Annotated in this window: 11 protein-coding genes; 8 read left to right on the plus strand and 3 right to left on the minus strand. The window is 55.9% G+C overall.

What is annotated here, in order from left to right; all coding sequences use genetic code 11:
- Together DMP11_RS10450 and DMP11_RS09825 are read left to right on the plus strand one after the other, a co-directional pair.
- On the plus strand, nucleotides 1–603 hold a 603-nt coding region (locus DMP11_RS10450; RefSeq protein ID WP_211329101.1), incomplete at its 5' end, for a nucleotidyltransferase domain-containing protein.
- Nucleotides 596–1030 (plus strand): HEPN domain-containing protein, encoded by a 435-nt coding sequence (locus tag DMP11_RS09825; protein WP_123186311.1) that lies wholly within the window; start codon nucleotides 596–598, stop codon nucleotides 1028–1030. The genes DMP11_RS10450 and DMP11_RS09825, both read left to right, overlap by 8 nt.
- A 12-nt stretch (nucleotides 1031–1042) precedes the next feature.
- Here DMP11_RS09825 and DMP11_RS09830 read toward each other — a convergent pair whose 3' ends face one another.
- Nucleotides 1043–1903 (minus strand): GIY-YIG nuclease family protein, encoded by an 861-nt coding sequence (locus DMP11_RS09830; RefSeq protein WP_123186312.1) that lies wholly within the window; start codon nucleotides 1901–1903, stop codon nucleotides 1043–1045.
- A gap of 42 nt (nucleotides 1904–1945) precedes the next feature.
- Here DMP11_RS09830 and DMP11_RS09835 point away from each other — a divergent pair, with 42 nt between their 5' ends.
- A complete protein-coding gene (locus DMP11_RS09835; protein WP_123186313.1) occupies nucleotides 1946–2500 on the plus strand; it encodes a restriction endonuclease subunit S in 555 nt (184 codons plus the stop codon).
- Here DMP11_RS09835 and DMP11_RS09840 read toward each other — a convergent pair.
- Both DMP11_RS09840 and DMP11_RS09845 read right to left on the minus strand, forming a co-directional pair.
- Nucleotides 2497–3423 (minus strand): site-specific integrase, encoded by a 927-nt coding sequence (locus tag DMP11_RS09840; protein ID WP_123186314.1) that lies wholly within the window; start codon nucleotides 3421–3423, stop codon nucleotides 2497–2499. The two genes, DMP11_RS09835 and DMP11_RS09840, sit on opposite strands and share 4 nt — an antisense overlap.
- A gap of 82 nt (nucleotides 3424–3505) precedes the next feature.
- Complete coding sequence (locus tag DMP11_RS09845; RefSeq protein WP_211329103.1) at nucleotides 3506–4072, minus strand: restriction endonuclease subunit S; 567 nt, start codon at nucleotides 4070–4072, stop codon at nucleotides 3506–3508.
- Nucleotides 4073–4126: 54 nt separating this feature from the next.
- Between DMP11_RS09845 and DMP11_RS09850 the strand changes: the two genes are divergently transcribed.
- The 5 genes from DMP11_RS09850 to nrfD form a co-directional block, all read left to right on the plus strand.
- On the plus strand, nucleotides 4127–5512 hold the full coding sequence (locus DMP11_RS09850; protein WP_123186316.1) for an amidohydrolase: 1386 nt from the start codon (nucleotides 4127–4129) through the stop codon (nucleotides 5510–5512).
- Nucleotides 5513–5652: 140 nt separating this feature from the next.
- Entirely contained in the window at nucleotides 5653–6555 is a 903-nt protein-coding gene (locus DMP11_RS09855; protein ID WP_136845837.1) for a LysR family transcriptional regulator, read from the plus strand.
- Between the two features lie 201 nt (nucleotides 6556–6756).
- Nucleotides 6757–9297: a molybdopterin-containing oxidoreductase family protein gene (locus DMP11_RS09860; RefSeq protein ID WP_161555363.1), complete on the plus strand. Its 2541-nt coding sequence runs from the start codon at nucleotides 6757–6759 to the stop codon at nucleotides 9295–9297.
- Nucleotides 9298–9300: 3 nt separating this feature from the next.
- Nucleotides 9301–9924: a 4Fe-4S dicluster domain-containing protein gene (locus tag DMP11_RS09865; RefSeq protein ID WP_123186319.1), complete on the plus strand. Its 624-nt coding sequence runs from the start codon at nucleotides 9301–9303 to the stop codon at nucleotides 9922–9924.
- A 194-nt stretch (nucleotides 9925–10118) separates the two neighbouring features.
- The coding region (gene nrfD / locus DMP11_RS09870) for an NrfD/PsrC family molybdoenzyme membrane anchor subunit (protein WP_161555364.1) at nucleotides 10119–10695 on the plus strand (577 nt) is incomplete at its 3' end.

The raw sequence follows: 10695 nt of genomic DNA on the forward strand, positions 1-10695 counted from the left end.
TCTTCGGGAACATTCGAAGACTGTATCCAGGGAATTGCGCCGTTCCAATACTGCTCGTTATCGGTCGAAGGGGTGCCACCCCCATACGTCTTGCCAACAATCTCCCCCAACCTACGCTGTTCCCAAGTTATCCGCCTTCGTGTCAATTATCCGCTCGTCTTTTTCGGCCAAAAAGGCTTCGTTGATTGGCGTGGTAAAATTTACGCGTACGAAAGGATACGCATGGAAAACCGCACTTCCAAAAATACCTTGATTAATCCTGCCGCGGCAGACCTGCGCATTCCCCTCAGCCTGCTTGAATCCGTTGTAAATGCCATTACTGTTGCCGTTCCCACGGACAGCATTTACATTTTTGGCAGTTACGCACGCGGCGAAGAGCGGCCGTCGAGCGATGTGGACATCATGGTTATTACCGAGGACGACAAAGAAAGGCCTCTCCGCTATGCGACCAAGGCTTCTACCTCGATTTCTCGTCTTATGTTCAATGCCGGCTTCGACTATGACCTACTTACCCGGCCGCGCGAGGATTACCTGGAGAGGCAGCGGCGTCGCACGACAGTGGATTACGCTATCGCCAATGAGGGTGTGAAAATATATGGCTAAAGAATACAGGGGGCTTCTTTACGCCGCATCCGTTGACGTTGACACCATCGATGCCCTTGCATCCTTGGGAATTGCAAAATATGCGGAAAGCATTGGCTATCACGCTCAACAGGCTGCCGAAAAACTGGTCAAGGCCGTGTTCGAAGAGAACGGCGAAGCTTTTCCCTTCACGCACAATATCGCCTCGCTGCTCAATCGCGCCCAAGAATTGAATCTCCTTGATTTCAGTGAGGAATGCCTTGAGCAGGCCGCATATCTTTCAAGCCTCATTTCGCTTACGCGCTATGCAGATGCCCCTGACTTTCAAGAAGGGGAGGCGTTGGACGCCATCCGGGCGTTCGCAGTTATCGCCCGGATGGTTGATGCCAACGGCTATGAGTCAATCCTGCCCACCTGGGTGGAACACGAAAGCTACAATTTGGGCTGAGCTTGCGTCTCGCTATTCCTCGCGGTAAACCCGAGAAAGGCTTACGCCTTCTTCGTTGACCCACTCCGCCCAACCATTGCAACTGCCTCCAAGAACGAAAACTGCCGCCGCGCTGGGGCTGTCGAAGTGCAGAGTGCGTCCTAGGCGATAGATTCCGTTTTCGTCGGCAACCAGGTCCTCTGCTTCAAGAAGCTTGCTCCTAAGCTCTTCCAGCTTTTGGTTAGGATGTTTGGGGGTTCCGGCGACAACGCGAATGTCAATTTCCGAGCCGGGCAGAACGTCAAACGCCCCTTCGCTCGCGTTGTATACGCCAAGGCCCCTAACACCTCGGCGATAGGTGTGGAACACTTCGCTCGGCGGATTTCCCGAATCATCCCCTATTGCGTCGAGGCCAAATCCTAAGAGAGCCATGCGAAATTGAATATCATCATGCAGCGAGTGAATGAAGTCTTCGTTGTATGGGCTGACATAGGGCTTTGGATCGTTCGAATTCTCGACTTCATAGGCGCCATGCTCTTTGATGTACTTGATGGCGATTGCTTCTAGGCCACTTACGACGTCCATGCTGAATTCGGTATCAGGGGCTAAGAACATGACGGCTTTGTTCCACCAGTCTTTTCGCTGGTTGTGATCGTCCAGGCGTTGTATGCCTTGAACGGTTTGTCCCGCATAAACTCGTTTAAGTCTGCCCTTATTGTCATCAAGGAGATAATAAATCCCTCGCTTCGGTATTTCGGGGAGGGCCTTTGCCTCTGAAAGAAGCTCCCGGGGAATTACCACGGTAACGAGAGTCGATCCCGCGACGCGGCAAATCTTCACCCCATCGGCGTCTCCGTTTATTACCTGCATGGTAAGGGTTTTAAGCTTGATCATTGCTGCCTCTCGGTAGGTAGGAACCCTGCAAGATTCTACACTATCGATTCGACAGGAGAAGATGGTCGCAGAAACGAAAAAGAAGAGACTGGCCAGCCAAAAACTTGGGAACAGCGTAAGCTCTCTGAGTTAGTCGAGAGAAGGAATTGTTTTTCGGACGACAAGGGACTCCCTAGAGTTGAATACGAAGATATCGTTTCGGGTCAGGGCGCTCTGAATAATGATGTGTTCAATAAAAACGACACGCGTGGTGGGATTGCCTTCGAGCCAGACGATGTTCTGTACGGAAAGCTCCGGCCGTATCTGAGAAATTGGTTAAATCCTCAGTTCAGGGGCATAGCACTCGGTGATTTTTGGGTACTTAATCCAATCGGCGCCAATTCGAGTTTTCTATTTACCCTCATCAGAACACCCGCATTTGAGCGAGTTGCGAACGAATCAACTGGGACAAAGATGCCACGCGCTGATTGGCAAAACGTTTCAAGCACCGAGTTTGCTGTTCCTGCTTCCAGGGAAGAACAATCCCGCATCGGCGCGCTTTTCGCGAAGTTCGACTCGCTCATCACCCTTCATCAGCGTGAGCATTTTTCTGGTTAGATGAGGCTTGAAATGGACCTCATGACAAGGTCAACATCTTGGTTTTCGAGCTCTTGGATAATGTGCAGGTAGGTCTTTTGCGTTGTGTTCATGCTGGCGTGCCCCAGCCGCTTCGCGACGCTCGCAATTGAGACGCCGGCAAATAGCAGCAAGGAAGCGTGGGTGTGGCGTAGGCCGTGGATTGAAATCACGGGGATGCCCGCGCGCCTACAATGCCTTTCAAGAACGTCGTTCGCTGTGGAGTTATACACTTTGCCGCTAACAAAAATGGGCTGGTCTTGCGGGAAGGCTTTGGTAAGTTCCGAGAACTGAATCACAAGCTGCCAGTCAAGCTGGACCTTCCTCACAGACGAATTATTTTTGGTCGGAACAAACCCTGTGCCGTTCTTGTAGTCCCAGGTTTTATTTACGGAGACGATCTGCCTGGCAAACTCAAAATCTGAAGGAGTAAGAGCTATCGCCTCGGAGAACCGGAGCCCTGTTTTTGCAATCAGCAATATCAGCCAATCCCAAGAAATCTGTGGGCCGAGCTCAAGGTCGTTTAGCAGACGATGGAGTTCAAACTGATTCAGATACTTCTGCTTCTTAACTCCAGGCGCCTTTCCTTTAACGATGGCCTTGCGGGTGGGATCCCGCTCCACTAGTCCCTCATCGACTGCGTCGAGCACTGCTCCTTTCAACTGATGATGAAAGTCCATCGTGGTCTGGCGCTCGTGGCAAAGTGCGTAGTCGTTCAGCAGCTTTTGATACGTGATGCGGTTTAAGTCTTTGAGGGCAAGTCCAGGGATCAGTTTTTCAAGCCAAGAGCATGTCAGTCTATACTTTGCCAGGGTAACATCGCGCACTGCTCCTTCTTTGTACATGGAAACCCACTGCTTGTAGTAGTTACAAAAAGTGTCCTGCGGAGTGAGGTCGCAAATCATTTTCCGTCCTTTCGTCGTGCGGCACTCACGCTGATGAAGGCCTTAGAACAGCATAGGCGCATAGGGCGAAGGACAAGCGAAACTACTCACGCTGATGAAGGGTGATGAGCGAATCGAGGTTACGGAAGAGGGAGCCGATACAGGCTTGTTCATGCGGTTTTGGCAAGGCAATAAGCGCATCAAGAATATCCTTGTTGTAAAGTCGTTTAAGGGTACTGCCTTCTAAGCTCTTCCATTTCTGCTTGTTCAAATATTGCAAGAAGAAGCCATTATCGAGCTGGTTGGTATGAGCGAGCCATACGATATTTGAGTCTTGGTAATAAGCATGTTCTCCCTGATAAACAATTGTCCTCCCAATTGTTCCGGCCGCTGAAATAAGAATGTCACCTATCTTGGGAAATGGGTACAACTTACGGTATTCCTCGAATACTTCTTGAGAAATAAAGGCGTCCGGCTCTCCTCCAAAAGTTCCAATTTTGAAAAACGGAACACCCCCTGCTTCGGTAGTTTGCTCCTTGTAAATGCGCTTGCACATTGCGACCGAGCCAAGCTCCCCCAGCTTACGCTGTTCCCAAGTTTTGGGTGCTCCTATTTTTTTGGGACACCTGTCTTGGGGGCAGGGAGGGGGAGCGTCTGGTAGTGTTACGATGCACTACGATTCTGGCAGAGAGATAAAACGTCTGGGTTAATGAGGGAGAACGAGATGCTTTTTGCCGACGTTAGTGTGTTGGATGAGAATTTCGATGTGGTGCCGCACCAGTGGGTGGGGGTGTGCGATGGGCGCGTGGCCTACGTGGGCGCGGCCGACCCGCGTGTATCTGGCTCGTACGCGGCTGACCCGCGCGGGGCGACGGCCCCTGCCGCCTTCCAAGCTGACGGGACGCAGGCGGCCGATCCCCACGACGCATCGGCCTACTTCGGCGAGGTGGTCGAAGGCGCCGGCCGCTTGCTGATGCCGGCCCTCTACAACTGCCACGCCCATTCCCCCATGGTTCTGCTGCGCGGCTATGCGGAAAACTTGCCCCTGCAGCGATGGCTCAACGAAAAGTGCTTTCCCTTTGAAGCGAAAATGACGGCCGATGACTGCTATTGGGGCACGCTGCTAGCCTGCGCGGAAATGGCCCGCTTCGGCGTGGTGTCTTTCTCGGACATGTACTACAACGCCGAGCGCAGCGCCCAGGCGGTGATGGAAAGCGGCATGAAGGCCAGCCTGGGCAGCGCCCCGGTGCTGCTGGGGGACACCCCCTTCGCCGAGCGCGTCGAATACGCCCAAACCGAAGAGATGATTCGCCAGTGGCACGGCGCCGGAGACGGGCGCATCCACGTGGACTGCGCGCTGCATTCGGAGTACCTCACGACCGAGCCGGTGGTGCGGGACGTAACGGCATTTGCGAAAGAGCGCGGGCTGCGGCTGCACATCCATCTCTCGGAAACCGTCAAAGAGGTGGCGGAGTGCCGCGAGCGCCACGGGGGCCTAAGCCCGGTAGCGTATTTCGAGTCCACTGGGTTGTTTGAGGAACCGGTAACAGCGGCCCATTGCGTGTGGCTAGACGAAGCGGATATGGACACTCTGGCTTATCGCGGAGTGTTTGTGGCCAATAATCCGGCATCGAACATGAAGCTGGGCAGCGGGTTTGCCCCCATTCCGCGCCTACTGGAGAAGGGGGCGAAGGTGTGCCTGGGCTCTGACGGCATGGCCTCCAACAACAATCACAACCTGTTCCACGACATGTACCTGCAGGCCATGATCTACAAGGGGGCCACGCTGGATCCCACGGCGGTCACACCGCAGCAGGCGCTGCAGGCGGCCACGCGCACCGGCGCGCTTTCCCAGGGGCGGGAGGACTGCGGCCTGGTGAAGGAAGGCATGCGGGCCGACCTGTGTCTGCTGGACGTGGCCGGCCCCAGCTGGTGCCCCGCCACCGACATGACTTACAACTTGGTTTACGCCGGAAGCGGGTCGGACGTGGTGATGACCCTGTGCGATGGGCAGGTGGTGTACCGCGACGGCGCCTTCCCCACCATCGACCAGGAGCGAGCAAAGGCCGAATGCGCCGCCCGCACCCAGCGCATTTTGGGGGAGTTGTAGGCGCGGCCAAAGGGCTCAGTGACAAAGGGGCCGGGCTTTTGATGCTTTGTCGCTTTCAGGGGCGAGATTCTGTTTCGTCCTAGTTTTTCCGTAGCGGTCCTATGGCCTATAATCTCGCCTATAACAGATGGGGGGGGCACATGGACATCGAATATTTGCGCGAATTTGTAACATTTTCCCGTTTGATGAACTTCTCGCGGGCTGCGAAGCAGCTGCATATCTCCCAACCAACCTTGAGCAATCATATTGCCGCCATCGAGGCAGAAGTGGGATCGGTGCTGGTGGGTCGCTCCACGCCATTGCGGCTTACCCAAAGTGGTCGGGTGTTTTTGGAAGGTGCGTCTTCGGTGATTGAGGCTTATAACCGCACTCTAGAGCTAACGCGGTCGGCGGCCGAAATAGAGCTATCCCTCACCATCACCTCCAGTAGCGACTCCAATTGCTCCGGTTGCACTTTCGCTCAATCTATCAACTCGTTTCTTGCCGGCCACAGGGGAGTGTTTTTCTCGCAGATGAACTCCGTTGCTGGCACTGCTTATGAGGAGCTGATGCGGGAAGGAGTTGACGCCGTGATGGTGTGCGTGTGCCCGCAAGACGTTGATCGGGAACAGGGAGTTGCCTTCCGCGAAATACGCCCCACGTTTCCCAACCGTTTGGGGGTTTGGATGGACTGCGGGCACCCCTTGGCAGATCGCGAGCACCTGACTTGGGCCGATTTGAACGGCGAGAAGTTCCCTATGGGCATCGATGTTGAGCTGTGGGCCTGCGGTGTCATTCAGCTGCTCAAAGACCACGGACTCTCGTTTGACACCAGTATTGTGAGCCAACCGGGGGTCAGCTTCTTTTCCGCCTATGGCCCCGATGAGCTTATCATCATGGACGAAACGCTGGCATCGCTGCCGTTCATCAATGCGCCGGGCCATTGCTTCCGACTGCTCGACGAACCCGATGCGGTGGCGGGCACTTACATTGCCTATCTGCCCGAGCGGGTTTCTCCGGCGCTTCAGCTGTACCTGGATTTCCTTGAAGCGCTTCAGTTCTAGATTCGAAGCTAAGAGAAGGCACTATGCAATTTCCCAATAGGCTGAAAAAATTTCCTTATAGAGCTTGAGTCAACTTTAATACTTGCAAGAAAAACCCGTATAGCGGGGATTCTTGATGTTTTGTCCTGAAGGATCCACTATCTCCGCAGGGGAAGCGTCGCGTCGTTTGGCATGGCGCTAACGAGAGAAAAGGAGGATCGAATGGGAACTACGTCCAAACAGCCTGTCCAGATTTCGCGTCGGGCGTTTTTGGGGAGCACTGCCGCCTTGGCGGGCGCTGCAGCCATTGGTGCCAGCGTCACGGGTGGTCTTGCGAGGGCGGATCAGCCTCGAGACCAAGCAGCGGAAGAGGTGAAAATCAACTATTGTCGCGGCAACTGCGGAGCCAACATGTGCCATTGGGATGTGCATGTGCGTGAGGGCAAAGTGGTGGCCATGAAACAGCACATCCATCCCGATGCCGACCCGGTGACCAAGGGCAGGAGCAAAGGCTGCTTGCGCGGCATGAGCATGATGGAAACGCTCTACAACGAGCGTCGCGTCAAATACCCCATGCGACGGGTGGAGGGCACCCCTCGCGGCGGCGGCGAATGGGAGCGCGTCAGCTGGGACGATGCTTTGGGAGAGATTGTCCAGAAGTGGGGTGGCTACATTCAGCAATTCGGCGGAAAGTCCATTGTGCGCTGGTCGGTTTACGGCTCAACGGTAACGCTGAACAGCTCCTACGGCTCTTGGCCGAAGCTCTGCACCATTTTGGGCATCAGCTCGTTTTTGCCCGGTGCCGATCAGGCGCAAATGTTCACCTACAACCAAATGGGGGTCAAGAATTTCGGTTGCGACGGCCCTTCCATTGCAAAAAACAGCAAGAATATTATTATCTGGGGTGCGAATCCGGCTGAATGCAGTCCGCAAGAATTCCGCTATATGCAGGAAGCGCGCGACCGCGGAGCCACCCTTACCCTTATCGATCCGAACATTACTGCAACCAGCGCCAAGGTGAACCGGCAGCTATTTGTGCGCCCCGGCACCGACTCGGCGCTCGGCATGGCCATTTGCAAGTACATCATTGAAAACCAGCTGGTCGATTGGGAGTTTCAGCTGCGCAGCACCACTGCCATGTACTTGGTGAAGTCTACCGATGGGAAGTTTTTGCGGGACAGCGACTTCGGTATTCCCGCCGTGCCCAATGGCATGAGCAATAGTGCAACTGGCATTGCCTACACCACCGATCCGGCTTTCATCTGGGACAATACCCAGGGCAAAGCAGTGCATATCGAAGAGGTAACCGATCCTGCCTTCATGGGCACGTTCACCGTGGACGTGAATGGACAACCGATTGAGTGCACCACGGCCTTGAGCCTTTTGCACGATCGTTGCGCCGAGTGGACGCTCGAGCGCACGGCAGAGCTGTGTGACATTACCGAGCAGGAGATTGTCGATCTCGCTAATGCCATGGTGGACGGCCCCACCATCTTCGCCGTTTCAAATGGTTTGGGCCACACGGTGTATTCCCATGCAGTCTTCTCGGTGTCGGTGGCGCTTTCCGCCTTGACCGGGAATTTCCTGAAACCTGGATGCGGGCTGGCCTACTGCGGCGTAACCGCCAGCATGCCTTGGATCCCCGTCTCCTACGACCAGTACATGGTGCCTCCCGACTCTAAGCCCGGCCCGGTGTACGCGGCGCTGAAGTTTCCCGATATTATGGAAACGGGGAAGTACAAAGGGGAAGACGCCCCCATTAAGAGCATTGTGGTAGTTTCGGCGAACCCGCTAGCTAACACCCCTGACAGGCAGGCCATGCTGAAGGCGTGGGATCAAGTGGAGTTCACCGTAACCGTAGACCCCATCATGACCGAAACCGCTCAGTTCTCCGATTTGGTGCTGCCGGCGGCCCAGTGGCTGGAAGAAGAAGATGCCAGCGTGGCCATGTTCACCCCCTATACTCCTTGGGGTGAAAAGTGCGTGGAGCCCGCGTTCGAGGCCAAGAGCGACTTCGACATTACCCGAGAGCTGGCGCTTAAGTTCGGACTGGAGCAGCTGTACACCAAAACCTCCGAGCAGGTAGCGCAAGAGATGATTGCCACCTCTATGAACGGCCTGACGGGCAAGGAGCCGCTGGACGTCAACGGCGAGCTGGTCACCTATGAGCGACTGCAAAAGGAAAAGGCTATCCGCGTGCTGCACGATGAGTACTACGATCCTTATTTCCTCATGCAGGATTTCCGCATTTCCTTCTACTTGGAAGATCCGCGTCAGATCAACGATTACGGCGTGGCCATCGATGTGGAGAAAGAGCGGTTGCCCTTCTTCCAACCGCCGGCCGAGGCTTGGCCTTACTCGGTGGCAGGGTTTGAGAAAAACCCTCTGGCAGAGAAGTACCCGCTCATCTTTTTTACTGCTCACACGCGGTATCGCACCCACACCACCACAGGCTACAACCCCTGGATGTTGGAGCTGCAAGAAGGACCGCAGCTGCACATGAACGCAAAGGATGCTGAGGTCCGCGGACTTGGCCACGGTGACTTGGTGAAGGTATTCAACGATCGCGGCTTTGTGGTGGTGGCGCTTTGCATCGACAACGCGTTGCAGCCAGGCATTGTGAACCTGCCCCATGGCTGGCAGGCGGATCAGTTCATTGCGGGCCATTACCAAGACCTCACTATGCGGGAATGTGATCCCTTCGATTGCAATGACAACTACTTCGATTGCCTGTGCGAAGTGGTCAAGTACGAGGAGGCATAAATTATGAGTCACTACGGAATGGCAATCGACTTGAATCGCTGCATTGGCTGTCATACTTGTTCGGTTGCCTGCAAAATGGCCAATAACTTGCCGCAGAATGTTTGGTGGAATAGGGTAGCCACCACTGACGGCTACTCGATCGACAGCACGCTGACCGAATGGCCCCAGGGGAAACTGGAATTCATGCCCATTGGCTGCCAGCACTGCGAGAACCCCGCCTGCGTGAAGGTGTGCCCCGTTGGCGCCACCTACAAAGACCCGGAGACCGGTGTGGTGCGCCAAGACTACGAGAAGTGCATCGGCTGTCGTATGTGCATGGCCGCCTGCCCCTACACCGGCGTGCGCTCCTTCAACTGGGAAGAGCCGAAGGCTTATTACGAGTTTGCTGTGGGCGATGCGGACATTCCAGAGCACCAAAAGCATACGGTGGAGAAATGCACTTTCTGCTACCAACGCATTGCTGACGGCCAAGAGCCCGCTTGCATGCATCTATGTCCTGAGCGGGCCCGTTGGTGGGGCGACTTGGATGATCCGGAATCGGAAGTGGCAAAGCTGGTGGCTACGCGCAGCCATAAGCAGCTGCTTCCGGAAATGGGCACCAAGCCCTCTATCTACTACTTGGTCTAGTTACGTTCCGTCGTTCTGGCGAACGCCGGAACGGCTCGGCGCTGCGGCACGCTGCGATCGCCCGCCCTTGCCCCCACCCTTTCCCTCGCAGCGCGAGGGCTGCTCGGCCGGGCTTCGGAGCAACTGCGGGCGCCGCAGCGCCCCTCGCTTACCCTATTGGGACCCAAGGGTCTGTGACAACAAGGAGAATTACAATGACTGAAACAACTGCGGCCGCTGCGGCCGCTCCCGCGGGCTCTCCCGCGAAGGCCCCGGCTAAGGTCGGCAAGGGCGCCATGGCGGGAATCGTCGCGTCCGCCGTGGTGGCCGCGATCGGCATCGCCCTCTGGTTCGTGCAGATGTCCGGCGGCATGGTCCAGACGGGCATGCGCAACCTGGATTCCTGGGGCCTCTACATCACCATGTTCATGTTCTTCGTCGGCCTGTCCGCCGGCGGCCTGATCATCTCTTCCGTTCCCAAGGCCTTCGGCATAAAGGGCTTCGGCGGCATAAGCAAGGTGGCCGTCATGACCTCCATCGCCGCCACCGTGGGCGCCATCGGCTTCGTGGTGGTGGACATGGGCCAGCCCCTGCGCGTGTGGGAGCTGTTCGTGTACTCCAACCTGGGCAGCCCGCTCATGTGGGACATCATCGTCCTCATGGTCTACCTCATCCTCTCCTGCGTCTACCTCTGGGCCCAGATCGCCGCTGAAAAGGGCAAGGTGTCCCACACCGCCCTGCGCGTCATCTCCGTGGTGGCGCTCGTCTGCGCCGTGCTCGTCCACTCCGTGA

The sequence above is a fragment of the Parvibacter caecicola genome, from assembly GCF_003725335.1.
GTDB classification, from domain to species: domain Bacteria; phylum Actinomycetota; class Coriobacteriia; order Coriobacteriales; family Eggerthellaceae; genus Parvibacter; species Parvibacter caecicola.